Genomic DNA, 26,947 nt, shown 5'->3' on the forward strand with positions numbered 1-26,947 from the left:
ATGTCTGAGTCGAAGCCACGCATGGAGCATCACGATGACAACTGACACGCTGCGTTTCGCTGCGGCCATCGCCAGCCTGTTGCTGGCCGGTGGCGTCCAGGCCGAAGACAGGAAGCTGTATCTCTTCAACTGGACCCAGTACATGGACCCGGAAATCATCACCACCTTCGAGGAGAAGTTCGGCGTCGAGGTGGTCGAGAACTACTACAACTCGCAGCCGGAAATGGTCGCCAAGTTGAATGCCGGGGGTGTCTCCCAGTACGACATCATCGTGCCCTCCAGCTACTACGTACCGCGCCTGATCGAGATGGGCCTGGTGCAGAAGCTCGACAAGGACAAGGTGCCGAATCTGGCCAATCTCGCCGAGCAGTTCCGTGATCCGGTGCTGGGGGAGGGGCTCGACTATGCCGCGCCCTATCAGTGGGGTGTCACCGGGCTTGTCTACAACGCCAGCACTTTCAAGGAAGCGCCCAAGAGCTGGTCGATGGTGTTTGATCCGACCGTCAATGATGCCTGGCCGTTCGGCTTGATGACCGGTGGTCAGGTCAGCATGGGCATCGCCTGCGCCTATCTCGGCCATGGCTATGACTGCACGGATCTCGACGACTGGCGCGAGGCCGCCAGGTTGCTGATCGAGACCAAGCATCGCGGCAATTTCAGTGGCTTCTCCGACGGCACGCCCGCACTTCAGCAGTTGGCGCGCAAGGTCACGCATGCCGGGCTGTCCTTCAATGGCGACTACCTGTTCTATCGTGAGGAAAATCCGGAGTCCTTCGCTGACATCAAGTTCATCATCCCCGATGAGGGCACCGAGAAGTGGGTGGATTCGATGATGATTCCCGCCAGGGCGCCACACCCGGAGCTGGCGAATGCCTTCATCAACTTCATTCTCGATGCCCGGGTCGGCGCGCAGCTCTCCAACTACAACTACTACGCCAGCCCCAATGCCGCGGCAGAGCCGTATCTGGATGAGGTGCTGACTCAGCCACCGATTCAGCCCTCCGAAGAGGACATGGCGCGACTGCGTTTTTCACCGAGTCTCTCCGGCGAGCAGCTGCAGATCTTCCAGCAGCTGTGGTCCGAGGTGAAGGCGCGCTGAGCGCTGGCAATCGGGTCTATCGAAGCAGGCTGCCGAGCGCGTGGCCTGTCCTGTAGCGTTCAAGGAAGGTGTCATGAAGTACGAACCCACTGGTCGCGAAGACGACGAAGCCGTGCTGCAGGAATGGTTCACGGCACATGGCATCACCGAGGTGGAATGTCTGGTCACCGACCTGACCGGCATTCTCAAGGGCAAGATCATGCCGGCACGCAAGTACCTCAATGGTGGGCGACCGCGCCTGCCGGACTCCATCTTCATCCAGACCGTCACCGGCGGGTATCCGGATGATGAAGACAGCCGCTTCTGGAATCCGGCCGAGCAGGACATGCAGCTGATCCCGGATACCAGTGCCGTCTATCTGGTGCCGTGGGCGGAAGACCCCACCGCGCAGATCATCCATGACTGCTATTACCTCAATGGTGATCCGGTGGAGCTGTCGCCGCGCTATGTGCTCAAGCGAGTGCTGGCACTGTATGCCGCACGCGGCTGGAAGCCGGTAGTGGCCCCCGAAGCCGAGTTCTATCTCGTCAAGACCAACAAGGACTCCGACTATCCGCTGGAGCCGCCCATCGGGCGCAGCGGTCGTCAGGAGAGCAGCCGTCAGTCCTATTCCATCGATGCGGTCAATGAGTTCGATCCGCTCTTCGAGGAGATGTATGACTACTGCGAGGCCATGGGGCTGGATCTCGATACCCTGATCCATGAAGAGGGTGCCGGGCAGATGGAAGTCAATTTCGAGCATGGTGACCCGCTGGCGCTGGCCGATCAGGTCGTGATGTTCAAGCGCACGCTACGCGAGACGGCATTGCGCCACGGTATGTACGGTACCTTCATGGCCAAGCCGATGGCCTATCAGCCGGGCAGCTCGATGCATATCCATCAGAGCCTGGTGGATGTCGCGACCGGCAGGAACCTGTTCGCGGATGATGAAGGGCGGGCCAGCACCCTGTTTCGCAACTTCATCGGCGGCTTGCAGACCTACATGCCGTCCGCGATGCCGTTCTTCGCGCCCAACGTCAATTCCTATCGCCGCCTGATGCGCAGCGAGACCAGTGGCTCCGCGCCGATCAACGTCGAATGGGGTTTTGACAACCGCACCGTCGGTTTGCGGGTGCCGGTGTCAGATGCCGAGGGGACGCGGGTCGAGAACCGTCTGGCCGGCGCCGACGCCAATCCCTATCTGGTGATGGCTGCCTCGCTGGCCTGTGGTTATCTGGGCATGATGGCGCAGATCGAGCCGCGTCCGCCGGCCGTGGGCTCTGCCTGGGAGGGCGGTAATTCCTTGCCGGACGATATCGGGCCTGCACTGAATGCGCTGCACTCCTGCAAGCCGTTGGCGGATATTCTCGGCGAGCGCTTCGTGAAGAGCTATCTGGCCGTCAAGCGCGCCGAGCATCGTGAGTACTTCCAGGTCATCAGCTCGTGGGAGCGGGAGCACCTGCTGCTGCGTGTCTAGCACTGTATGTCTCACCCTGCGGGGCAAGCCCATGAGGGAGCCGAGAGGTCGTGACAGTCGTCACGGCCTCTCGGCGTTTCAGGTGGGGCACTCTGTGTTGGCAGGATGCTGCTTGTGGTGATTATTGCATGTCAAAGTCGACGTGATTGGCTCAATGATCCGTGATATCGTACTTTGATGTTGATTAAAATAACCACAAGGAAATTGTCATGAGTGCCTCTCTGCCCCTGGAACATGCTGCCTCCTGGTATGCCGCCTCAGCCAATGCCGCGCCCGAACGGCCCCCGCTAGCGGGAGATGTCAGCTGTGATGTCTGCGTCGTCGGGGCTGGCTTTACCGGCATCTCGGCGGCGCTGCACCTGGCCGAGCAGGGCCTCAAGGTGATGGTGCTGGAGGCCGCCCGCGTGGGTTACGGCGCATCCGGTCGCAATGGCGGGCAGATCGTCAACAGCTACAGCCGCGACATGGATGTGATCGAGGAGCGTTTCGGTGCCCAGACGGCGCGTTCGCTGGGCGACATGGCCTTTGAAGGCAACCGCATCATTCGTGAGCGTATCGCCGGTTATGGCATCGATTGTGACCTGCGCGAAGGCAATCTGTTTGCCGCCTGCAATGCGCGTCAGCTCAAGGGGCTCAAGGAGCACAAGGCGCTGTGGGAGCGCTATGGCAACACCAGCCTCGAATTGCTGGAAGGCGATGCCTACAAGCGTGAAGTGAGTGCCGAAGGCTATACGGGCGCGCTGGTCGATCACTCCGGTGGCCACATCCATCCGCTCAATCTGGTATTGGGCGAAGCCGCAGCCTTCGAGTCGCTGGGCGGCGTGATCTTCGAGCACAGCCCGCTGCTGAGTCTCGAGCATGGCAGCCCCGTCGTGCTCAAGACGGCTGGCGGCACCCTGCGGGCCGACCGCGTCGTGATGGCGGGCAACGCCTACCTCAATGGCGTGCTGCCGGAGCTTGAAGGCAAGTCGATGCCCTGTGGTACCCAGATCATCACCACCGAACCGCTGGCGGAGGATGTGGCGCGTAGTCTGCTGCCCAACAACATGGCGGTGGAAGACTGCAACTACCTGCTGGACTACTACCGCCTGACCCGTGACAACCGGCTCATCTTCGGTGGCGGCGTCAACTATGGCGTCGAAGACTCCAGCAATATCGAAGCCTTGATTCGCCCCAAGATGCTCAAGGCCTTCCCGCAACTGGCCAACGTCAAGATCGACTACGCCTGGAGCGGTACCTTCCTGATGACGCTCAATCGTCTGCCTCAGTTCGGCGTGCTCAATGACAACGTCTACTACGCCCAGGGCTATTCCGGGCATGGCGTGACCTGCAGCCATCTGGCAGGGCGCTTGATCAGTGAGGTGATGACCGGCCGTGATGGCCGCTTCGATGCCTTCGCCGGCCTGCCGCACCTGCCGTTCCCCGGTGGCCGCATGCTGCGGGTGCCGCTGTCTGCCGTGGGCGCCTGGTACTACCAGACCCGCGACAAGCTCGGTATCTGATCAGCCTGTTCTCCAGAATGCCCCAAGCCGCCTTCCTTATCGGGAGGCGGCTTTTTCATGGGCTGGAAAGTACGCCTGACCTGGCCCGAAACGCACTGCGCCCCGCCTGTGAAGGCGGGGCGCAGTGCATGTCTTGCCGATTCATGGCGTGAGCGCTGGGTCAGCCGGCGATCCAGAACCCCATCAGCAGGAAGCCCAGCGTCGTGACCAGCGCGCCGATCAAGGTGTAGGGCAGTTGCGTCAGCGCATGCTGCATCGGCTGGACCCCGCAACCCTGTGAGGACAATACCGAGGAGTCCGAGAAGAAGCAGGCGTGGCTACCGAAGCTGGAGGCTGACAGCAGGGCACCGACGATCAGCGGCAACGAGGCCTCCATGTGCAGCGCGATGGGAATCACGATCGGGATCGAGATCACGAACACGCCCCAGGAGGAGCCGGTCGCGAAGACCACGACGGCCATGCTGACGAACACGATGGCCGGCAGGATCGCCGGAGTCAGGTAGGGTGTCAGGCTCTCGATCATGAAGGTGGTCATGCCGAGCTGGTCATTGACCTCGCGCAGCACGAACCCGACCGCCACGATGGCCAGGGGCAGCATCATGGTGCGAAAGCCGTCCATCACCGCGTCCATCAGCGAGGAAAACGACACCAGACGCTGGGCGAGATACAGCAGGATGGTGAACAGCGTAGCGACGATCACGCCCTTGAGCAGGTCGATCTCGAACCAGGCGCTTGCGCCGATCAGCACGGCCATTGGCAGCACGAAGTTCATCAGACCGATCCAAGGGCTGGACTGCGGCGCTTCTGCTTCCGGCAGGGGCTCCGGGGCGCCGTCAGGAATCGGCTGGCCGGCCTTGGCGCGTCGCTCGGCGGCCTTCATCGGGCCGATGTCCGGCATCAGGCCAATGGCGACCAGCATGGCCAGCGCCATCGCGATCCAGCCATACAGCATGTAGGGAATCGCCTGGATATAGAGCGACATGCCGCTTTCGGTGGCACCGCCTTCCTCGAGCAGTTGGGAGAAGTACACCGCCCAGGTCGAGAGGGGCACCAGAATGCAGATGGGGGCGGCAGTCGAGTCGACGATATAGGCCAGCTTCTCACGCGAGACCCCGAAGCGGTCCGTCAGGCGTTTCATCGCCGCCGGCGTCGCCAGGGCATTCAGATAGTCATCGATGAAGATGAGGATGCCGAGAATCACGGTGCCGATCAGCGACTGACGGCGTGTCTTGAGCAGGCGACCGATCATGTTGCTGAAACTCAGCGTGCAGCCGGACTTCTCCATCATGGCGATGAAGCCGCCCATCAGCCCACAGACCAGAATCAGCCAGGCGATGGTCTCGTTCATCATCACGCCCAGCGAGATATCGGCCAGCTCTCCGATGTAGTCGTCAGGCTGCAGTATCAGCAGACCCGCGAGCGCGCCGATGGCCAGGGCTTCCAGGGTGCGATGGGTCGCGATGGCGACCACCAGCACGATCAGCGATGGCACGAGGCTGATCCAGCCGAACGGCGTGCCGGCCTCATGGGTAAAGGTGATGCCCAGCACCAGTGCCAGGATGACGCCGAACATGGCAATGCTGCGCCCCTTGCCACGGGCGCTGACGGAGGGAGCGAAGGGGTGTGGGGACGCTGGGGGGACGGGAGAGACCTGATTCATGCCCGGGCCTCCCATGCAGCGAGGAAGTGCTCGGTGCTGACTTGCTCGGTACTGACTTGGTCGGTACTGAGTTGGTCGGCACTGAGTTGGTCAGCGCAGCAGCGCTCTGCGGGGAGCCGGTCTGCAAAGCCGTGGCCATGCAGTGAGTGACCAACGAAGTCGCGGGCAGCGACGGTTTTTATGATTGTCATGTCCTGAGCCCTGGAGTTGGTGGAGGGGTCGGTGTGGATCAGATGTTGCGCAGGTACCAGTCGTATTCCAGACGGCTGATGATCTGCATGGCCGCTTCACGCTCCGCGCGACGGCCAGCAATGAAGACGTTCAGGAAGCGCTCGCTGAAGGCGTGGGCCAGTGCTTCACTCTCCTCCAGCAGCGTCAGTGCCTCGGGCCAGCTGTTGGTCAGGCTCGGCTCGAACTGGTCATAGGCATTGCCGGTGACCGGCTCGCCCGGCGAGACCTGATGCGTGATGCCGTGGATCACCGAGGCCAGCAAGGTGGCCAGCAGCAGGTAGGGATTGACGTCGGCCCCGGCGACACGGTGCTCGAGACGACGTGCCTCGTTGGGGCCGGAGGGGATACGGATGGCGACCGAGCGATTGTCGAAGCCCCAGGTCGGTGCCATCGGCACGTACAGGCCCTGCTGGAAGCGGCGATAGGAATTCAGGTTGGGCGCAAACAGCGCCATCGAGGCGGGCATCAGTTCCAACAGGCCGCCGATGGCGTGACGCAGGGTCTCGGTGCCCAGCGGATTCTCGTCCTGCGCGGCGAAGACATTGTTGCCGTGCTGGTCCACCAGGCTCATGTGTGCATGCATGCCGTTGCCGGCCTCGTCGCCATACGGCTTGGCCATGAAGGTGGCATCGAAGCCGTGGCGCAGGGCGACGCCCTTGATCAGACGCTTGAGCAGGACAGCGCTGTCACAGGCCTTCATGACATCGTCGAGATGGATCAGGTTGATCTCGAACTGGCCCGGCGCACATTCCTTGAGCGCGGTATCCAGCGGCAGCTGTTGGATGCGCGCGGCAGTCTGGATCTCGTCAAGGAAGTCGGCGTACTCATCCAGCTCGCCGATGGAATAGAGCTGGCTTTCGCTGGCGCGCTCGCCCGTCAGCGGGGAGCACGGCGGCTGCACCATGCCCAGGTCATCGCGCTCGCGATCGACCAGATAGAACTCCAGTTCCAGCGCGACGACCGCCGTCAGGCCCATGTCGGCAAGAATATCGACCTGTTTCTGCAGCTGATTGCGCGGGTCGGCAAAGAAGGGGCCATCCTTGTCATCACGCATGTTCATCAGCAGCTGCCCCTGCTTGCCGTTGCGCAGCCAGGGGGCTGCCATCAAGGTGCCGGGGATGGGGCGGCAGACCTGATCACTGTCGCCGCTGCTGAGCCCCAGCCCGGTTTCCTCGATGGTGTTGCCGGCGATATCCAGTGCGAAGACGGAGCCTGGCAGGTTGATGCCATTCTCATAGGCCTTTTCCAGATTCTCGCGCGGGATTCGCTTGCCGCGCTGGATGCCGCTGATGTCACTGATCAGCAGATCGATGTTCTCGATTTCCGGATGACGGTCCAGAAATTCTCTGGCCTCATCGACGGGGAGGCTGTACATGGATATCACCTGTGGGCATGGGATGTTGTGGTTTATATATCGCCATCATGGCCATTGTTGTCAAATATTTTACAAAACTTGACGGTTTTCGTGGCTGGATGGCTTTGGTGTTATGGGGATAAATTCTTTTTAAACAGTGTGTTGTATGGATTTTTGTGAAATCGTCGTTTCGTCGGGTTGGCAAGGAAAGGCGTTCAGTCTATGTTGATTAAAACATACCAATCATCCAAGGCTTGCTTGTTCGCCTCAAAGGAGATCCCATGCCACCTCGTCCCCTGGTGGGCGTCATTGCCTGCCGTCGCACCGTAGAAGGTCATCCGGCGCATATGGTGACCGACAAGTACGTCAGCGCCCTGCGTGAATTCGGACTGGATCCGGTGGTCATTCCGGTCTGGGAGGATGTCGAGCCCGACGCCGCCAGCGCCCTGCTGGCACGCCTGGATGGTCTGCTGCTGACTGGCAGCTATTCCAACATGCACCCCTCACGCTACGGCGAGACCAGCGCGCCGGAGAACACCTATGAAGACCCGGCCCGCGACGCTGCGGTGCTCTGCTGGGTGCCGCTGGCGCTTGAGTTGCGACTGCCGCTGCTGGGGATCTGCCGCGGGTTTCAGGAGCTGAACGTTGCCTTCGGCGGCAGCTTGCACCAGGCGGTGCAGAAGGTGGCAGGCCTGATGGATCATCGTGAGCCCAAGGGCGATCTCGAGGCGCAGTTCGCGCCATCGCATGCCATCAGCATCCCGCCCGGCGGAGTGCTGGCAGGGCTTTACGCCGCGCCCGAGGCGCAGGTCAATTCCTTGCATCAGCAGGGGGTCGCCCGTCTTGGTGAGGGCCTGGATATCGAAGCGGTTGCCCCGGATGGGCTAATCGAGGCGGTCTCGGTCAGTGGTGCGGCGTCCTTCACGCTGGCGGTGCAGTGGCACCCGGAATGGAAGCCGCGTGAGCACGCCTTGTATCAGGCGATTCTGGAAGGCTTTGCCGCGGCCTGTCGTGACAAGACCGAGGGTGGCACCTTGCCGACCTGTCACCCGACTCGCGAGGAGGCGTGAAGATGGCAATGAATGACGCTGGCGAACGCCTGAAGGCGCTGGATGCGCGCCACCACCTGCACCCCTTCACCGACTTCAAGCAGCTGGGCGAGCAGGGCAGTCGTATCATCACCGGTGCCAGCGGCGTCTATATCCATGACGCCGATGGCCAGCGGATTCTCGATGGCATGGCGGGGCTGTGGTGCGTGAACCTCGGCTATGACCAGCCGGAACTGGTCGCGGCGGCCAGCCAGCAGATGACGCAGCTGCCGTACTACAACACCTTCTTCAAGACCGCCCACCCGCCGGCGATCGAGCTGGCGGCCGAGCTGTGTCGTCTCGCGCCGGTGCATATCAATCATGTCTTCTTCACCGGCTCCGGCTCTGAAGCCAACGACAGCATGCTGCGCATGGTTCGGCGGTTCTGGGCGCTCAAGGGCAAGCCGGAAAAGCAGTGGATCATCGCGCGCGAGAATGGCTATCACGGCTCGACCGTCGCGGGCATGAGCCTGGGCGGCATGGCACCGATGCATGCCCAGGGCGGCCCCTGTGTGCCCGGCATCACGCATATCCGCCAGCCTTACTGGTTCGCGGAAGGTCGTGGAAAGGGGAGTGAAAGCCCGGAATCTGAAACACATAGCCGAGACGATTTCGGGCGACTGTGTGCCGAGGCGCTGGATGCGCGCATTCAGGAACTGGGCCCGGACAATGTGGCCGCCTTCCTGGCGGAGCCCGTGCAGGGTGCCGGCGGTGCGATCATGCCGCCTGACAGCTACTGGCCTGCCATCAAGGCCGTGCTGGCGAAATATGACATCCTGCTGGTGGTGGATGAGGTCATCTGCGGCTTCGGTCGCCTCGGTGAATGGTTCGGCAGTCAGCATTACGACCTGAAGCCCGATCTGATGCCCATCGCCAAGGGGTTGTCCTCCGGTTACCTGCCGATCGGCGGTGTGCTGGTCGGCGACAGGGTCGCCGATACGCTGATCGAAGAGGGCGGCGAGTTCTTCCATGGCTTCACCTATTCCGGACACCCGGTGTGTGCCGCCGTGGCGCTCAAGACCCTCGAGATCATGCAGCGCGAGGATATCGTCACCCGGGTGCGTGACGACCTGGGGCCGTATCTCGCCAGTCGCTGGGCCACGCTTGCAGACCACCCGCTGGTCGGCGAGGCGCGTTCGCTTGGCCTGATGGGGGCGCTGGAGCTGGTGGCCGACAAGGCCAGTGGCGCGCGTTTCGATTCTTCCCAGGCCGTCGGCAACCTGTGTCGTGATATCTGTTTCGAGACGGGGCTGGTGATGCGCTCGGTGGGTGACACCATGATCATCTCGCCGCCGCTGGTGATCACGCATGAGCAGATCGATGCGCTGGTCAGTCTGGCGCGCGCGGCACTGGATGAAACGGCGCGCCAGCTGGCGAGTCACGCCGCCACTTGCTCTTCCGCAGCGCTGAAGGCCACTTCGCCCTCGTCCTCGCTGTCTTCTTCACTCTCCTCTACTCCATCCTCTGAACCTTCCTCTTCCCTGACCTCGGAATCCTGATCATGAGCCGTCCTCAGACATTGGCCGAATGGCAGGCGCTGGCCGCTCGCCTGACCCCGCAGTTGCAAGGCAATGCCTTCATCAATGACGAATTCGTGCCGGCGGTCAGCGGCGAGACCTTCGAGAGCCTCAACCCGGCCACCGGTGAGCGGCTGGCGATGGTCGCCAGCTGTGACAGCGCCGATGCCGAGATCGCCATTCGTCATGCGCGTGCCGCCTTCAAGAGCGGTGTCTGGTCGCGCATGGCCCCGACCCGGCGCAAACAGGTGTTGCTCAGACTCGCCGAGCTGATGGAAGCCCATCAGGATGAGCTGGCGTTGCTGGATAGCCTCGACATGGGCAAGCCGGTCACCAGCGCGCTGAACGACATGGCCGGGGCGATCGGCTCGATCCGCCACCAGGCCGAGTCCATCGACAAGCTTTACGGTGAGGTCGCCCCGACCGGTCAGCAGGCGCTGGGCATGGTGCTGCGCGAACCGCTGGGCGTGGTGGCCTCCATCGTGCCGTGGAACTTCCCGCTGATGATGACGGCGTGGAAGATCGCCCCGGCGCTGGCGGCGGGCAACAGCGTCATCCTCAAACCGTCGGAGAAGTCACCGCTGTCGGCGCTGCGTCTGGCGCAGCTGGCGCGTGAGGCCGGTATCCCGAGCGGCGTCTTCCAGGTGCTGCCGGGCTTCGGGCATACCGTCGGGCGTGCACTGGCGCTGTCGATGGACGTCGAATGCCTGGCCTTCACCGGCTCCACCGCCGTCGGCAAGCAATTGATGCAGTATGCCGGGCAGTCGAATCTGAAGCGGGTGTTCCTGGAGTGTGGCGGCAAGAGCCCCAACATCGTCTTCGCCGATTGCGCCAATCTGGATCGCGTCGCCGAAAGTGCCGCTGCCGCCATCTTCTACAACCAGGGTGAGGTCTGCATCGCGGGTTCACGTCTGCTGGTGGAGAACTCGATCCGTGATGCCTTCGTCGCCAAGGTGGTCGCGGCTGCCGAGCGCATGCAGCCGGGCGACCCGCTGGACCCGGCAAGCTTCATGGGCGCGATGGTCGACAGTACCCAATATGAGCGCGTGATGGGCTATATCCGCCAGGGTGTCGAGGAGGGCGCGGCACTGCGCGCCGGCGGTGAGGAGGTCGAAGGGCCCGGACTCTTCATTCGTCCGGTGGTCTTCGATGGCGTCACACCAAAGATGGCGATCGGCTGCGAGGAAATCTTCGGCCCGGTGCTGTCCGTGTTCGGCTTCGAGACCGAAGACGAGGCGCTGGCGTTGGCCAATGACAGTGATTTCGGGCTGGCGGCAGGGGTGTGGAGTCAGGACATCGATCGCATCATGCGCGTGACGCATCGTCTCGAATCCGGTCAGGTCTTCGTCAACAACTGGGCGGGGGGCGATCAGACCATGCCCTTCGGTGGGGTGAAGCAGTCCGGCAACGGCCGTGACAAGTCACATCACTCGCTGGCGGAATACACCCAGCTCAAGAGTGTCTGGATCGAGCTGAGCTGAATTGGAATGCGCTGAACTGAAATGAATGAGCTGTGTAGGTCTCCGTGAACTCAGGGGCTTGCGGAGAACGAAGAGGCCACGCGATTGCGTGGCCTCTTCTTGCTTGCCTTCGCCGCAGAGGCTAGAACATCCGCGCCGGCGTGGCGCAGCTGACCAGGCGACACTCGACATCACCGATGTTGCGGAAGCGATGCGGCACGTTGGTATCGAAGTAGTAGGCGTCGCCCGCCTTCAATACCCGCGTGTCGCCACCGATGGTGATCTCTATCTCGCCCTCGATGACCACGCCCGCTTCCTCACCCTGATGGGTGATCATCTCGCGGCCAGTGTCAGTGACGGGCGGGTAGGTCTCGATCATGAACGACAGGGCGCGGTCACGCCGCTTGGCGCCCACCAGCTTGAAGATGACATCGCCGCTGCCGACGTTGATCAGCTCCTCCTCGCTGTAAAACACCTTGGCGGTGTTCTCGAGCTCCATGGTGAAGAAGTCGCCGACACTCATGGGAATGGCGGCGAGAATCTTCGACAGTGAACTCACCGACGGGCTGACCTTGCCCTGTTCGATCAGTGACAGGCTCGAGTGTGTCACACCGCAGCGCTTGGCCAGCTCGCGTTGCGAGATGCCACGCAAGGTACGCAATGCCCGCAGGCGGGCACCGACATCATCTGCCATCAGAACATCCTTCATGTCGCGACGAGTTGAGGAGAGGGGCAAGCCCTTCCAGACCGACGACGGCCAGCCACGGAGCTCCGCGACTGGCAGTCGTTCACGTGCTGGTGGTCAAGATCAGGGGCATCGGCATCAGAGCCGGCGCTGTCCTGATCATCGACCACGCGATCAGCTGAGGCTATCCAGCTTGTCTTTCAGCACCTTGTTGACCTGTTGCGGATTGGCGGTGCCGCGCGAGGCCTTCATCACCTGACCGACGAAGAAGCCGATCATCTTGCCACGCTTGTCCGGTTCGGCTTCCTGATACTGGGTCACCTGGGCCGGGTTGTCGGCGATCACCTGATCGACCACGGCTTCGATGGCACCGGTGTCGGTGACCTGCTTGAGGCCGCGCGACTCGATGATCTCGTCGGCGCTCTTGCCTTCGCCATCCCACAGTGCAGCGAACACCTGCTTGGCGGCCTTGCCGTTGATGGTCTCATCGACGATGCGCTTGATCAGGCCGCCCAACTGCGCCGCGGAGACCGGGCTGACGGTGATGTCGAGGTTTTCCTTGTTGAGACGACCGGCCAGCTCGCCCTGCACCCAGTTGGCGGCCTGCTTGGCGTCGCCGCAGACATCCTTCACTTCCTCGAAGAAGTCGGCCATCTCGCGGCTGGCGGACAGCACGCTGGCGTCATAGGCGGACAGGCCCAGTTCGCTTTCGAAACGGGCGCGTTTCTCGGCCGGCAGTTCCGGCAGGGTCTGGCGCAGGTGTTCGATATAGGCCTCGTCCACTTCCACTGGCAGCAGGTCCGGGCACGGGAAGTAGCGGTAATCGTTGGCTTCTTCCTTGGTGCGCATGCTGCGCGTCTCGTCGGCGTCCGGATCATACAGGCGGGTTTCCTGCACGACCTTGCCACCGTCCTCGATCAGCTCGATCTGACGCTCCACCTCGAAGTGGATGGCACGCTCGATGAAGCGGAAGGAGTTGACGTTCTTGATCTCCGCGCGGGTGCCGAAGGCTTCCTGACCCTTGGGGCGCACCGAGACGTTGACGTCGCAACGCAGGGAGCCTTCGGCCATGTTGCCGTCGGAGATGCCCAGGTAGGTGACGATGGCGTGGATCGCCTTCACGTAGGCCACCGCTTCCTTGGCGGAACGCATGTCCGGCTCGGAGACGATTTCCAGCAGCGGTGTGCCGGCACGGTTGAGGTCGATACCGGTCATGCCCTGGAAGTCTTCATGCAGCGACTTGCCGGCATCTTCCTCGAGGTGGGCGTGGTGGATACGGATCGACTTGCGCGTGCCATCTTCCAGCAGGATCTCGAGCACGCCAGGGCCGACGATGGGCTGATCCATCTGGCTGGTCTGGTAGCCCTTGGGCAGATCCGGGTAGAAGTAGTTCTTGCGCTCGAACACCGAACGGCCGGCAACGGCGGCATCGACGGCGAGGCCGAAGCGCACGGCCATGGCCACGGCCTGCTCGTTGAGCACCGGCAGGGTGCCCGGCAGGCCGAGGTCCACGGCGCTGGCCTGGGTGTTGGGCTCGGCACCGTAGGTGGTGGAAGAGCCGGAGAAGATCTTTGACTGGGTGGCGAGCTGAGCGTGAACCTCAAGCCCGATTACGACTTCCCATTGCATCAGGCTTGCTCCTGTCCGAATTCCGGGCGCTGGCGGTGCCAGTCGGTGATTTGCTGGAACTGGTGCGCGACGCCCAGCAGGGTCTGCTCACCGAAGTGCGGGCCGAGGATCTGCAGACCCACCGGACGCTTGCCTGCCAGGCCGGCCGGCACGCTGATGCCCGGAATGCCCGCCAGGTTGATGGCGATGGTGTAGAGATCCTGCAGGTACATGGACAGCGGGTCCTTGTGCGCGCCGAGATCGAACGCCGGGGTCGGTGCCGCCGGGCCCATCAGTACATCGACCTGGTCGAAGGCATCGAGGAAGTCCTGACGGATCAGGCGACGCACCTTCTGGGCCTTGATGTAGTAGGCATCGAAGAAGCCTTCGGACAGGGTGTGCGTGCCGATGATGATGCGACGCTTCACCTCGTCGCCGAAGCCTTCCTCGCGCGTGCGCTTGTAAAGGTCTTCCAGGTCCTGCGGGTCCTTGCAGCGATGGCCGAAACGCACGCCGTCGTAACGCGACAGGTTGGAGGAGGCCTCGGCCGGCGCGATCACGTAGTAGGTCGGGATGGCGAGGTGGGTATGCGGCAGCGAGATTTCCTGCACGCTGGCACCGGCATCCTCGAAGACCTTGATCGCGGCACGCACGGAGGCTTCGACTTCCTCGGACAGGCCTTCGCCGAAGTATTCCTTCGGCAGGCCGATCTTCAGGCCCTTGAGGTTATAGTCCAGCCCTTCGACGTAATCCGGCACGCCACGCACCACGCTGGTGGAGTCGCGCGGGTCGGCGCCGGCGATCACGTTCATCAGGCGCGCACAGTCTTCGGCGGAGCGGGCCATCGGGCCGCCCTGATCGAGGCTGGAGGCGTAGGCGATCATGCCGTAGCGCGAGACGCGACCGTAGGTCGGCTTGAGGCCGGTGATGCCACAGAAGGCGGCCGGCTGGCGGATGGAACCGCCGGTGTCGGTGCCCAGGGCGGCCGGCGCAAGGCCTGCGGCGACGGCGGCGGCACTGCCGCCGGAGCTGCCACCCGGGACGGCGGACAGATCCCACGGGTTCTTGACGGCGCCGTAGTGGCTGTTCTCGTTCGAGGAGCCCATCGCGAACTCATCGAGGTTGGTCTTGCCGAGAATCACCACGCCTTCGGCCTTGAGCTTCTCGATCACGGTGGCGTCGTAGGGCGCGACGAAGTTGTCGAGCATCTTCGAACCGCAGCTGGTGCGTATACCTTCGGTGCAGAAGATGTCCTTGATGGCCATCGGCACGCCGGTCAGCGCGGCGGCATTGCCAGCGGCACGGCGTGCATCGGCGGCATCCGCATCACGCAGCGCGTCTTCGCGGCACAGGGTGATGTAGCTGTTGAGCTCGCCGTCGAGGCGTTCGATACGGGCCAGGAAGGCTTCCGTCAGCTCGCGGCTGGTGTATTCGCCGGCCTCCAGGCCTTGCGCCAGCTCACTGAGCGTCTTGTCATGTAGTGCAATGGACGATGACATGTTCGATTCCATCAGTGCAGACGATGCGCCGGGCATCGTCCGCAGAAATTCCGGGGCGGACGGGGCGTGCCGCGTGACGTGGTATCCGATGGCAGCCGGTCACGATGCGTGAGCGACCTGCCAGGCGAGATCACTCGACGACGCGCGGAACCAGATACAGACCCTGCTCTGTGGCCGGGGCCACCTGCTGAAAACGCTCGCGCTGATTCGATTCGGTGACTTCGTCCGCGCGCAGGCGTTGCGTGGCTTCAAGCGGGTGTGCCAGCGGTGCGACGCCGTCGGTATCGACCTGTTGCAGCTGGTCGACCATGGCGAGAATCCGGTCGAGATCCTCGACGTAGGCTTCGGCATCCTGCGAGGCAAGACCCAGGCGTGCGAGGTGAGCGGCACGCAGCACATCTGAATGTTCAAGGGCCATTGAAGTTTCCCTGTCTTGGCTTCGAGAGGCTTGAGGTGACGGCAGGAGTCGGAGACGACCACGCGGAATCGGACTGGCGCGACGAGCGCGAAAAGCCGAATTCGAAAATTGTGGTGTCCCGGCAAACCCGATGCCCGTTACCCTGTAAAACAGCGCGCTTTGCAGCGATGGAGCAATCTGTCGCCGAATGCGCCGTTACAGTGTGATTCGGCGTGAAATGTACCACATCTGCGTCGCTCTGGCAGGCGTGTCAGCTTGCCGCCATGGGGTGGCAATGGTACCGTTCGCGTCTGCACAGGGTTCCGGTCTGGACTAGGTGATCAACTTCCATGTTTAAACGTTTACGTGGGCTGTTCTCGAGCGATCTGTCGATCGATCTGGGTACTGCCAACACGCTTATTTATGTGCGCGGTCGCGGTATCGTGCTCGACGAGCCCTCAGTCGTGGCCATTCGCCAGTCCGGGAATGCCCGCAGTGTGGCGGCCGTCGGTGCCGATGCCAAGCGCATGCTGGGGCGTACCCCCGGCAATATCACGGCCATCCGTCCGATGAAGGACGGCGTCATCGCCGACTTCACCGTTACCGAACAGATGCTCCAGCATTTCATCCGCAAGGTGCATCAGAGCACCTTCCTGACACCCAGCCCTCGTGTGCTGGTGTGTGTGCCGTGCATGTCGACCCAGGTCGAGCGTCGCGCCATCAAGGAATCGGCCGAAGGGGCCGGCGCGCGTGAGGTCTACCTGATCGAGGAGCCGATGGCTGCCGCGATCGGTGCGGGCCTGCCGGTGGAAGAGGCGATGGGCTCCATGGTGGTCGATATCGGTGGTGGTACCACTGAAATCGCCATCATCTCGCTCAACGGCGTGGTCTATTCCGAATCCGTGCGTATCGGCGGTGACCGCTTCGACGAAGCCATCACCTCCTATGTGCGTCGCCATTACGGCAGCCTGATCGGTGAGGCGACGGCCGAGCGCATCAAGGAAGAGATCGGTTGTGCCTACCCGGGTGGCGAGCTGCGCGAGATCGACGTGCGCGGCCGCAACCTGGCCGAGGGCATTCCGCGTTCCTTCACGCTCAACTCCCACGAGATTCTCGATGCGCTGCAGGAACCGCTGGCGGCCATCGTCTCGGTGGTCAAGAGCGCGCTCGAGCAGTCTCCGCCGGAGCTGGCCTCCGACATCGCCGAGCGCGGCCTGGTGCTGACCGGTGGTGGTGCGCTGCTGCGTGACATCGACAAGCTGATCGCGGAAGAGACGGGCCTGCCGGTGATCATCGCCGAAGACCCGCTGACCTGCGTGGCGCGTGGCGGTGGCAAGGCGCTGGAAATGATCGATCAGCACACCTTCGAGCTGCTGTCGAGCGATTGACCTCGTTCGGGGCCGGGCATGCTGTGTGCTGTACGGCTGGTCCCGGCCTGTCGGAGGAAGTGCTATCAAACCCCTGTTCACGCGTGGCCCCGTGCCCGGCTACCGCATGCTGTTGTGCGCGGTGCTGTCACTCGCGCTGATGTTTGCCGAAGATCGCTTCAGCTGGATGGTCGATGTGCGCGCCAGCATGGCGACGCTGGTATCGCCCGTGCAGTGGGTCGTCAGCTTGCCGACGGAAGGCATCAGCTGGGGGGCACTGGTGTTTGCCGACCAGCAGGAGCTGGCCGACGAGAATCGCGCGCTGCGCGAACAGCTGCTCAATCTGTCCAGCCGTGTGCAACGCATGGCGAGCCTGACCTCCGAGAATACGCGCCTGCGCGAATTGCTCAATGCCGGGCAGCGTAGCGACATCCCCTATATCACCTCCCAGTTGCTGACCCTCGATGCTGACCCGTTCTCCCACCGCATGGTGGTGGACCGCGGCGAGCAGGATGGCGTGCGCATCGGCTTGCCGGTACTCGATGCCTATGGCCTCGTCGGGCAGGTCATCTCCACCTCGGCCTACAACAGTCGCGTGCTGATGATCAGTGATGCCAGCCACGCCGTGCCGGTGGAGATCAATCGCAATGGCCTGCGCTTCATCGCCCAGGGCAGCGGCAAGATCGACCAGGTCGATGTGCTGCATGTGCCGGATACCGCCGACATTCGTGTCGGTGATCTGCTGGTGACTTCCGGACTGGCGCTGCGCTTTCCGCGCGGCTTGCCGGTGGCACGTGTCACCGAGGTCTACCATGATCCCGGCAAGCCGTTCGCCCGCGTGAGTGCCGAGCCCATCGCGCAGCTGGAGCGTTCGCGCAACTTCCTGATCCAGATGCCGCCGCCGGTGGACACCGACAACCTGTATGTCGATGACAGCCTCGATGAGTTGCCGCGCGACAACCTGGCGGCGCCCAGACCCGAGGGTGACGACGCCGCACAAGGCTCCGCCGAGGATGCGGCAGACGCACAGGCACCCACCGATGCTGCCGGGGAGAACAACTGATGGCCTTTCGTCCCCAGACCACCTTGCTGTGCTGGTTCTCGCTGCTGCTGGCGCTGTGTCTGCAGGTCATGCCATTGCCGGATGTATGGCTGATCTGGCGGCCCCAGTGGCTGGGCCTGATGCTGGTCTACTGGTGCATCGTCTCGCCGCAGAGTGTCGGAGTCTTCCACGGCTTCCTGTTCGGACTGGCGCTGGATGTGCTGCAGGGCGCACCGCTGGGGCACAACGCCCTGGTACTGTCGCTGACGGCCTTCATGGGTGTGCTGCTCTATCAGCGCATTCGCGCCTACTCGCTGTTGCAGCAGGCGTTGCTGGTGATCGTGGTGCTGGGCATCGCGCAGTTGCTGGATCAATGGCTGCGCAGTCTGTTCGGTGCCGGCCCCGTCAGCCTGTCGTTCCTGCTCTCGGCGGTCATCGGCGGTGCATTGTGGCCGTGGCTCTATACCCTGCTGCAGATGCTGCGTCGGCGGGTCGCGGCCTGAGTGCCACTGGCGCATCGATAGCGCTTCTTGTGAGCTTCCAAAAGCCGCCTACGGGCGGCTTTCTGGTACTTGTCAGCCATGTTTCTCTTCACGAGGTCTTCCATGTCATCCAGTTCAAGGTCATGCACTTCCAGGCCATCCACACCTGACACCGCAAGCCCCACTTCCTCACTCTTTGCGAACTCTGACGCCGCGACGCAGCGCAAAGTGATGTCTCAGGGCATTGCTCAACAGGGTGCTGATCAACAGGGCGCTGCTCAAGCGGAATTGATTCTGGCCTCGGGGTCGCCGCGTCGTCGTGACCTGCTGGCCAGTATCGGCATCCAATGTGAGGTGGCGCCGGTGGATATCGATGAGACGCCGCAGGCCAATGAGTCGCCGGAGCATTACGTGCTGCGTCTGGCGCGGGAGAAGGCGCAGGCCGGTTTCGCGGCCCTGGCGCAGCGGACGGCAGGCCAGACGGCGGGGCGGCGAGTGCTCGGCGCGGATACCGCGCTGGCACTGGATGGACGCATTCTCGGCAAGCCGCGCGATGAGGCCGATGCGCGCGAGATGCTGCTCAGCCTGTCGGGGCGCAGCCATCAGGTGCTCAGTGGCGTTGCGCTGTGTCATGGCGACGCCGGGCGCGACATGCGCTGCGCGAGCGAGCTGGTCGAGAGCCGCGTGACTTTCCGCACGATCACTCCAGAGGAGGCCGCGCGCTACTGGGCGACCGGTGAGCCGGCTGACAAGGCGGGGGGGTATGCCATCCAAGGGCTCGGCGCCGTCTTCGTCAGTCATCTCGAGGGCAGTTACAGCGCCGTGGTCGGGCTGCCGCTGCATGAGACCGCTCAGTTGTTGAGCAAGGCGGGCGTTCAGCCGTGGCAACCGCTCTGACGGGGGATGTTCCGCACTGCGTCAGTCGGGTGTCGAGACAGCACTCCAGCGCCATCGTGAAGGACGATGGCTTGCGTGCGTGGCACAAAATACCCGTTGCAGGAAATCCTTAGTCGATAGATCACAGCCGGGGGCTCCCTTGCTATGTCATAATCGCAAGCAACGACTTTACAAGGACTTGCGCTATGAGCGGCGAGGTATTGATCAACCTGACACCGATGGAGACCCGCGTGGCGGTAGTCGAGAACGGTGTCCTGCAGGAAGCCTTCATCGAACGCAGCGGGCGACGCGGCATCGTCGGCAACATCTACCGTGGCAAGGTGGTGAGAGTGTTGCCCGGCATGCAGGCGGCCTTCATCGACATCGGTCTCGAACGGGCCGCCTTCATCCATGCCCAGGAAGTCATGCCGGCGCACACGCCGCATGATGAGCAGCTCTCGATCCGCGAGCTGCTCAGCGAAGGCCAGCCACTGGTGGTGCAGGTCACCAAGGACCCCATCGGCACCAAGGGCGCCCGGCTGACCACGCATCTGTCGGTGCCGTCACGCTATCTGGTCTACATGCCGGACTCGCCGCATACCGGCGTGTCGCAGCGCATCGAGAGCGATGCCGAGCGTGACCGTCTCAAGGAGCTCACCGAGCAGTGCCTGACGGCGCTGGACCCGGAAGCGCCCGGCGGCTTCATTCTGCGCACGGCGGCCGAAGGCATCAGCGAGGCCGAGCTCAAGCAGGACATGCACTTCCTGCTGCGCCTGTGGCGCAAGGTCAGCGAGCGTCGCCTGACCGCCGCCGTGCCCAGCGTGATCTATGATGATCTGCCGCTGTTCATGCGCACGCTGCGCGACGTGATGCGTGACGAGATCGAGCGCGTGCGCATCGACTCGCGCGAGAACTTCATCCGGCTCAAGGAATTCGCCAGCGAGTTCATGCCGGACATGGAAGGGCGCATCGAGTATTACCCCGGCGAGCGGCCGATCTTCGACCTGTTCAGTGTCGAGGATGAACTGCACAAGGCGATGGGCCGCAAGGTGCAGCTCAAGAGTGGCGGCTATCTGGTGATCGACCAGACCGAGGCGATGACCACCATCGACGTCAACACCGGGGGTTTCGTCGGTCATCGCAACCTCGAAGAGACCATCTTCAAGACCAATCTCGAGGCGGCGACCGCCATCGCGCGCCAGCTGCGCCTGCGCAATCTCGGCGGCATCATCATCATCGACTTCATCGACATGGAAGAGACCGAGCACCAGCGCCAGGTGCTGCGCGTGCTCGAGAAGTCGCTGGAGCGTGATCATGCCAAGAACAAGATGACCGGCGTGACCGAGCTGGGCCTGGTGCAGCTGACGCGCAAGCGCACGCGCGAGAGTCTGGAACAGGTGCTGTGCGAGGCCTGCCCGACCTGTCAGGGGCGCGGCACCCTCAAGACACCGGAGACGGTCTGCTACGAGATCTTCCGCGAGATCATGCGCGAAGAGCGCGCCTACAGCCCGGATACCTACATGGTGCTGGCCTCACAGAACGTGGTCGATCGCCTGCTGGACGAGGAATCCGCGGCCGTGGCGGACCTCGAGAGCTTCATCGGCAAGACCATCCGCTTCCAGGTCGAGGCGCATTACACCCAGGAGCAGTACGATATTGTGCTCATGTGATCTGTCAGCCGCCGCGCCTGCGATGATGCCGGGAGTCGCGTTATCCACATCGTGAGTCTGTCCTGTTCGGAGAACCACCAGTGACCCGTTCTACCTCACCAGAGGCGGCACGTTCTACCTCGCAAGAGGCGGCGCAGGAGGGCGTCGAAGACGCCCCGTCTTCGTCAGCTGCGACGCCAGCGCCACCCTCGCGTGGGCGGCGCTGGGCGCGCGGGCTGCTGATGGCGCTCGCGGTGCTGCTGGCGTTGCTGGCCATCCTGATCGGGGGCCTGCGCTGGTGGTTGACCACGCTGGATTCGCGCAGTGAGTCCATCAGTGACTTCATTGCCACCCAGACCCACTCCAATGTGGGGATGTCATCGCTTGAGGGCCGCATGGATCACCTTGATCCGGCCATCAAGCTGTCGGGTCTCAACCTCTTTCGACCCAACGAGATGCAGGCGGCGCCGCTGTTGAGCGTGTCGCATCTGGAAACCCGTCTCGATGTACTTTCCTCCCTGCGCCATCTGGCGCCTGTCTTTGATCGCGCCACCGCCACCGGCGTCATCGTGCACCTGTACCAGCGCGAAGATGGCAGCTGGGGCTGGCCGGGACCGCCGCGTCCTCCCGAAGCGCTCGAACCCGAAGGACAGATGAGCCTTGCGCAGACGGAGCAGGGGCTGGCGCTTTTGGCGCGTCAGCGTGTGCGGCTCGAGGACGTGCGTCTGGTGCTGCATGGTCGCAACGATACCCTCAACCTGAATGCCGCCGAGCTGTTGCTGTCGGGAGAAGGCGATCGCGCGCACCTGGAAGGCCAGTTGCGGGTCGGGGAATCGCCTCAGGCCGGTGTCAGCGCCGTGCTGGAGGTGCTGCCGGGAGATGACGGCCTCGCCGACTACTCGGCCCAGCTGCAGGTGGAGCTGGACGCCGGTGCGCTGGCGAGTGTCGGGCGCCTGATGGGCGAGCGCGACAGCCTGATGCTGCGCGACGCCGATGGCAACGCGACGCTGTGGGCGCGCTGGCGTGACGCGCGACTGGAAGATGCTCGTCTGCGTCTCGATCTCAATCGCCTGACGCTGGATCACCATGGCGCCCAGCTGGCGCTCAAGGACATTCATGCGCGTGGCCAGTGGCTGCGCGACCTGGCGGGCAGTGATCGCTGGCAGGCCTGGCTCAATCAGATCTCGGTCGGCGCCTCGCAACTCGATGACGCCCCGGTGGCCGGCACCCCGGCGGCCGGCGCTCCGGTGGCCGACGCTTCGGCGCCCGGCGATCCGGTGGCAGGCAGTGATGGCCAGACGCCGCAAGCGGCGTCATCGGCAGAAGTCTCCGCGGCGCTTGCCAGTCTGCCTGAGCGTATTTCGCTGTCGGGGGATCTCGCCGAGGGCAGCGTGTCACTGGTCACCAGCAGTTTCGATCTGGAAAAGGTGGCGCGCTGGCGCAATGTGCTGGCGCCCGGCGAGCTGGGCAATGTGCTCGAGTCTCTCGATCCGCGTGGCACGGCCACCGGCCTCTCCCTGTCGCTGGCCGGGATCGGCCTCGATACCCCACTGACCATGAAGCTGGCGCTGGGCCTCACCGGCGCCGAGGTGGAACCCTGGCAGGGCGCTCCGGGACTCGGTCCCCTGGCGGCCTGGGTCACCGCGCAGAGCCTTGATGAAGGCGGCATCGCGAGCCGGATCGCGTTTCGTGGCGACCAGGGCATGCGCTTCCACTTCCCCGAGGTCTTCGGCGACGGCTGGCAGCTCGAGGCTGCCGACGGAGTGGTCGAGGTCAAGGTCGATGACAGTGGCAGCAGCGTCTCGGGGCATGATCTGCATATCCAGCGCGCTGGCGCCGATGTGACGGGTGGCTTCGGCCTGCAGATTCCCGCTCAGGACCATGATCGCTTCCAGCTGGATCTCGAGATGCGTGATGTGGATGCCCGCAGCATTCCGCTGGCCTCCTGGTTGCCGATGAAGGTGCTGGACCCGGCGCTGAGCGAGTGGTTGACGCGCGATGTCGCGGGGCAGGTCCCCGAGGGCAGCCTGCATCTCACCCAGGTGTGGGATGACGACAATGGCGAAAATGGCTATGGCCCCGGCGATTCGATGGACCTTGAGCTGGCCATCGAGGATGGGCGACTCGGTTATGCCGAGGGCTGGCCTGCGCTGGAGGGCGTGAAGGGCAACCTCGCGCTGCATGACAATACGCTGAGTGCCACGGTCGCGGCGGCGCGCTCTCAGCCGGTCACGGCGCTGGGCAGTGCAGCGCCCCTGTCGGTGCGTCAGGCCGACGTCGACATGCAGGACAACACCTTGAAGATTCAGGGTGATGTGACCGGCAGCGTCGAAGCGCTGTTCGATCTGCTCTCGCATGCGCCGCTGGAAGATACCGCTGCGCTGATCGCCGAATGGCAGGGCAAGGGCTCGGTGGATGCGACGATGGACATCCGCGTGCCGCTGGAGGACGCCGAGCAGACGCGCATCACCGCGGCGGGCAAGGTCGGCGAGCGCCAGGCGGCGACGCTGGCCTTCCCGGGGCCGGGCATCGAGGTTGACGGCATTCGCGGGCCGCTCGAGTTCGTGCATGACCCATCGCGCCCCGAGGGGCGCCGTGAACAGTTGACCGGCAATCTCTCCGGCAAGCTGTTCGGCGGTGCGGTCAAGGCGGCGCTCAACATCGGGCAGGCAGATTCAAGCAGCAAGGGCGCGATCATCTTCGACGGCAAGGCACCATTGGCGCCGGTGCTGGGCTGGCTGGGCGCGCCCGAGCACCTGATCGGCGATGCCGCCGAGAACACCCGGGCTGCCTTGCAGGACGGCGAGACCCCGCGCGCGCTGGGCGGCGAGTTCCACTACCAGGCGCGCCTGATGCTGCCGGATGACGGCGCCAGTCTGGCCCTCTCGAGTGACCTCAAGGGAGTCGCCATCGATCTGCCGGCACCCTTTGGCAAGGCGCGAGAGGAGGCGGCACCGCTGGCGGTGGATATCGGGCTCGCGGAGGGTGGCGGCGATGTTCGCCTCGACAATCGCGCCCGAGCACGCTGGAAAGGTGGCAATACGCGTGACGATGGCAGCACGGCGCCGATGACGGGGCAGTTGTGGCTGGAGCGTTGGCCGAGTGACCCGCAGTGGCCCACCCAGACCGGCTGGGACATCGCCTGGCGCACACCGACCCTCGCCCCCGAGCTCTGGAAGCCGTGGGCGGGAGCGCTCTCCGGTGAAGGTGGCGTGAGTGGAGAGGGCAGCGCGAGTGGTGAGGGCAGCGACGCGGGGCAGAGTGACCCCCTGCGTGCCTTGTCACGCCTACGCGTTGCCACCGATTGCCTGATGATCCAGTCCCGGTGTACGGGGCCGATGACGCTCGAGGCCGCGCCGCGCCAGAGCTCGCAGCAGCAAGGGCTGGGGCTGGCCGCGACGCTGGATGGTCAGCTCGCCAGTGGCGAGCTGGTGTGGCAGTCAGGCGCCGCGCGACCGCTGATTCTGGACCTGGATATCCTGAATCTCGATGCCCTGTGGCCCGCGGATGCCGAGCAGGAGACGCAGACCGCCAGTGCGCCCAGCAACTTTACCGAGGCTATCGATGTCGGCATCGAGCCGACGCCGTATCCCGCTGAGCTTGCCGACCTGCCCGCGGGCAGTCTGCGTCTGGCACACCTCATCTGGCGCGATCAGCAGCTGGGGCCGATCAGTGCCGACTGGACCGCCGACAGCCAGCAGCTGGTGGTGTTGCCGCTCTCCATCACGCTGGGCAAGATCACCGCGGTGGGCAACATCACCTGGGAGGATGCCGGCACCAACAGTCTGACGCGCGCTCGCCTGTCCGCCGATGGCAGTGACCTGGGCGGGTTGCTCGAGCGTCTCTCCCAGCCGCGCGGCATCGAGGCGGACCGCGCCCGGGCCGAGGTCAAGCTGGCCTGGCCCGGTGCGCCGCAGGACTTTGCCCTGTCGCGCTCCAATGGGCGTGTCGAGATCAAGCTGGATGACGGACGCTTCCTGAATCTGGGCTCGACCTCTGCCCGCCTGCTGGGGCTGGTCAATGTGGATAACCTGCTGCGCCGGCTGTCGCTGGACTTCTCTGACGTCACCGATAAGGGGACGGCCTTCGACAAGGTGCGCGGCGCAGCGACGCTCTTCGATGGGCGGCTGGAAAGCGATGGCCCCTTGCGTATCGAGGCGCCGTCCACCACCGTGACACTCAACGGGCAGGTCGATCTGCTTCGCGGTACCCTTGATCAACGCATGGCCATCACGGTGCCGGTCAGCCAGAACCTTCCGCTGGCCGCCGTGCTGGCAGGCGCACCCGCCGTGGGCGGGGCGCTGTTCGTGGCCGACAAGATCTTCGGCCGCTTCATCGACAAGGTGACGCAAATTCACTATCGGGTATCAGGCCCCTGGGGCGACCCGAACATTACTCTGGAAAGTGCCGAATGACGCAAAATGCGAGTTCCGGTCGCGTGCTCGACGATGCCGCGGCCCTGTTGCTGACCCCGGGCGGGCTCAGCCTGGATGATCTGGATGCTGGCCTGGCACATGCCATGGGCCCGGGCACCGACTATGCCGACCTCTACTTCCAGCGTATCTGGCAGGAGAGCTGGGTGCTGGAAGACGGCGTCGTCAAGGACGCCAGCTACAACATCGATGGCGGCGTGGGCGTACGCTCACTGGCGGGGGAAAAGACCGGCTTCGCATACTCCAATCAGATCGATGCCGCCGCCCTTGCCGACACTGGCCGTACTGCGGCGGGTATCTCGCGCAGCGGCAGCAGCGGCACGGTCGCAAGCTCGATCATCACCGAGGCGCCGTCCTTCTATGCGGGCATCGACCCGCTGAATGGCCTGAGCGCTGAGGACAAGGTCGCGATGCTCAAGGAAGCGGACCGCATCGCGCGCAGCCTTGACCCGTCCATCAGTCAGGTGTCGGCCTCGCTGTCGGCGCTTTACGAGGTGGTGATGGTGCGTGCCAGCGATGGCACCCTCGCCGCGGACCTGCGTCCGCTGGTGCGTTTCAACATCAGCGTGATCGCGGTGCGCAATGGCCGTCGCGAGCGTGGCAGTGCCGGTGGCGGTGGTCGTTTCCCGCTGACCCGTCTGCGCGATGAGAATGTCGCCGAGCGTTACGCGCGTGAAGCCGTGCGTCAGGCGCTGGTCAATCTCGAGGCCATCGATGCACCGGCCGGCCAGATGCCGGTGGTGCTGGGCAACGGCTGGCCGGGCGTGCTGCTGCACGAGGCGGTCGGTCATGGTCTGGAAGGTGACTTCAACCGCAAGGGCAGCTCTGCCTTCTCGGGCCGCATGGGTGAGCAGGTCGCGGCACGCGGCGTCACCGTGGTCGATGATGCGACCCTGGCCGATCGCCGTGGCTCGCTGTCCGTCGATGACGAAGGCATCCCGGGGCAGTACACGCCGCTGATCGAGGACGGCATCCTCACCGGCTACATGCAGGACAAGCTCAATGCCCGCCTGATGGGCATGGCGCCGACGGGCAATGCGCGGCGTGAGTCCTTCGCGCACCTGCCGATGCCGCGCATGACCAATACCTACATGCTGGGTGGCGATCGCGATCCGCAGGAGATCATCAAGAGCGTCAAGCGTGGCATTTACGCGGTCAGCTTCGGCGGTGGTCAGGTCGACATCACCTCCGGGCGTTTCGTGTTCTCCGCCAGCGAAGCCTATCTGATCGAAGACGGCAAGGTGACCACGCCGGTCAAGGGCGCGACCCTGATCGGCAACGGGCCGGAAGCCATGGGCCGCGTCTCGATGATCGGCAACGACCTGGAGCTGGATACCGGTGTCGGCGTGTGTGGCAAGGACGGCCAGTCCGTGCCCGTCGGTGTCGGTCAGCCGACGCTGAAGCTCGATGAGCTGACGGTCGGCGGCACGCAATCCTGAGCGGGTCGTGTTCACAATGAAGCGATGAATACGACGACACCGCCGTGGCAGGGCCATGGCGGTGTCGAGGAAGCGCTTGAGGATCAGTGCGTGAGGTTCAGCA

The 26,947-nt window shown here is 63.9% G+C and carries 19 protein-coding genes; 13 read left to right on the top strand and 6 right to left on the bottom strand.

Annotated elements, in window-relative coordinates; genetic code table 11:
* The first annotated feature begins 34 nt into the window (after positions 1-34).
* The 3 genes from R2R70_RS00120 (at position 35) to R2R70_RS00130 (ending at position 4,057) form a co-directional block, all read left to right on the top strand.
* A complete protein-coding gene (locus R2R70_RS00120; RefSeq protein WP_410976922.1) occupies positions 35-1,099 on the top strand; it encodes an ABC transporter substrate-binding protein in 1,065 nt (354 codons plus the stop codon).
* Between the two features lie 73 nt (positions 1,100-1,172).
* Positions 1,173-2,555: a glutamine synthetase family protein gene (locus R2R70_RS00125; protein ID WP_052384404.1), complete on the top strand. Its 1,383-nt coding sequence runs from the start codon at positions 1,173-1,175 to the stop codon at positions 2,553-2,555.
* A gap of 209 nt (positions 2,556-2,764) precedes the next feature.
* Complete coding sequence (locus R2R70_RS00130) at positions 2,765-4,057, top strand: NAD(P)/FAD-dependent oxidoreductase (RefSeq protein WP_410976923.1); 1,293 nt, start codon at positions 2,765-2,767, stop codon at positions 4,055-4,057.
* 160 nt (positions 4,058-4,217) lie between these two features.
* On the opposite strand, the gene R2R70_RS00135 is transcribed toward R2R70_RS00130, so the two are convergent.
* On the bottom strand, positions 4,218-5,717 hold the full coding sequence (locus tag R2R70_RS00135) for a Na+/H+ antiporter NhaC family protein (RefSeq protein WP_410976924.1): 1,500 nt from the start codon (positions 5,715-5,717) through the stop codon (positions 4,218-4,220).
* A 229-nt stretch (positions 5,718-5,946) separates the two neighbouring features.
* Positions 5,947-7,323 carry a glutamine synthetase family protein gene (locus R2R70_RS00140; protein WP_153635161.1) on the bottom strand — a complete coding sequence of 459 codons (1,377 nt, stop codon included), beginning with the start codon at positions 7,321-7,323 and terminating at the stop codon, positions 5,947-5,949.
* 260 nt (positions 7,324-7,583) lie between these two features.
* On the opposite strand from R2R70_RS00140, the gene R2R70_RS00145 reads away from it, so the two are divergent.
* From R2R70_RS00145 to R2R70_RS00155, 3 genes are read left to right on the top strand one after another with little or no spacing between them, the layout of a single operon-like run.
* Positions 7,584-8,372 carry a gamma-glutamyl-gamma-aminobutyrate hydrolase family protein gene (locus tag R2R70_RS00145; RefSeq protein ID WP_410976925.1) on the top strand — a complete coding sequence of 263 codons (789 nt, stop codon included), beginning with the start codon at positions 7,584-7,586 and terminating at the stop codon, positions 8,370-8,372.
* Between the two features lie 2 nt (positions 8,373-8,374).
* Positions 8,375-9,889: an aspartate aminotransferase family protein gene (locus R2R70_RS00150; protein WP_410976926.1), complete on the top strand. Its 1,515-nt coding sequence runs from the start codon at positions 8,375-8,377 to the stop codon at positions 9,887-9,889.
* A 2-nt stretch (positions 9,890-9,891) separates the two neighbouring features.
* Positions 9,892-11,388 (top strand): aldehyde dehydrogenase, encoded by a 1,497-nt coding sequence (locus R2R70_RS00155; RefSeq protein WP_410976927.1) that lies wholly within the window; start codon positions 9,892-9,894, stop codon positions 11,386-11,388.
* Between the two features lie 121 nt (positions 11,389-11,509).
* Here the strand turns inward: R2R70_RS00155 and R2R70_RS00160 are convergent, their stop codons facing one another.
* The 4 genes from R2R70_RS00160 to gatC form a co-directional block, all read right to left on the bottom strand.
* The gene (locus R2R70_RS00160; RefSeq protein ID WP_043332584.1) at positions 11,510-12,061 is read right to left on the bottom strand and encodes a cupin domain-containing protein; all 552 of its coding nucleotides are present in this window, start codon (positions 12,059-12,061) and stop codon (positions 11,510-11,512) included.
* Positions 12,062-12,226: 165 nt separating this feature from the next.
* Positions 12,227-13,681: an Asp-tRNA(Asn)/Glu-tRNA(Gln) amidotransferase subunit GatB gene (gene gatB, locus R2R70_RS00165; protein ID WP_043332582.1), complete on the bottom strand. Its 1,455-nt coding sequence runs from the start codon at positions 13,679-13,681 to the stop codon at positions 12,227-12,229.
* On the bottom strand, positions 13,681-15,159 hold the full coding sequence (gene gatA / locus R2R70_RS00170; RefSeq protein WP_410976928.1) for an Asp-tRNA(Asn)/Glu-tRNA(Gln) amidotransferase subunit GatA: 1,479 nt from the start codon (positions 15,157-15,159) through the stop codon (positions 13,681-13,683). Before gatA ends, gatB begins: the two co-directional genes overlap by 1 nt.
* 130 nt (positions 15,160-15,289) lie before the next feature.
* Positions 15,290-15,577: an Asp-tRNA(Asn)/Glu-tRNA(Gln) amidotransferase subunit GatC gene (gene gatC / locus R2R70_RS00175; protein WP_054555110.1), complete on the bottom strand. Its 288-nt coding sequence runs from the start codon at positions 15,575-15,577 to the stop codon at positions 15,290-15,292.
* 329 nt (positions 15,578-15,906) lie between these two features.
* Between gatC and R2R70_RS00180 the strand changes: the two genes are divergently transcribed.
* From R2R70_RS00180 to tldD, 7 genes are all read left to right on the top strand, one after another.
* The gene (locus R2R70_RS00180) at positions 15,907-16,944 is read left to right on the top strand and encodes a rod shape-determining protein (protein WP_043332576.1); all 1,038 of its coding nucleotides are present in this window, start codon (positions 15,907-15,909) and stop codon (positions 16,942-16,944) included.
* A 64-nt stretch (positions 16,945-17,008) separates the two neighbouring features.
* Positions 17,009-17,986, top strand: coding sequence for a rod shape-determining protein MreC (gene mreC, locus R2R70_RS00185; RefSeq protein WP_268750727.1), 978 nt, complete (start codon positions 17,009-17,011; stop codon positions 17,984-17,986).
* On the top strand, positions 17,986-18,468 hold the full coding sequence (gene mreD, locus R2R70_RS00190; RefSeq protein WP_043332574.1) for a rod shape-determining protein MreD: 483 nt from the start codon (positions 17,986-17,988) through the stop codon (positions 18,466-18,468). The genes mreC and mreD overlap by 1 nt, the downstream gene beginning before the upstream one ends.
* A gap of 210 nt (positions 18,469-18,678) precedes the next feature.
* On the top strand, positions 18,679-19,344 hold the full coding sequence (locus tag R2R70_RS00195) for a Maf family protein (protein WP_410976929.1): 666 nt from the start codon (positions 18,679-18,681) through the stop codon (positions 19,342-19,344).
* 185 nt (positions 19,345-19,529) lie between these two features.
* A complete protein-coding gene (rng, locus tag R2R70_RS00200) occupies positions 19,530-20,993 on the top strand; it encodes a ribonuclease G (protein WP_043332570.1) in 1,464 nt (487 codons plus the stop codon).
* 80 nt (positions 20,994-21,073) lie between these two features.
* Positions 21,074-25,387, top strand: a complete 4,314-nt coding sequence (locus tag R2R70_RS00205) for a YhdP family protein (RefSeq protein ID WP_410976930.1) — start codon at positions 21,074-21,076, stop codon at positions 25,385-25,387.
* Positions 25,384-26,844, top strand: coding sequence for a metalloprotease TldD (gene tldD, locus R2R70_RS00210; protein WP_317292706.1), 1,461 nt, complete (start codon positions 25,384-25,386; stop codon positions 26,842-26,844). The genes R2R70_RS00205 and tldD overlap by 4 nt, the downstream gene beginning before the upstream one ends.
* The last annotated feature ends 103 nt before the right edge of the window (positions 26,845-26,947 follow it).

Origin of the sequence: Cobetia sp. SIMBA_158 (assembly GCF_046566945.1) — a bacterium.
GTDB classification, from domain to species: domain Bacteria; phylum Pseudomonadota; class Gammaproteobacteria; order Pseudomonadales; family Halomonadaceae; genus Cobetia; species Cobetia amphilecti.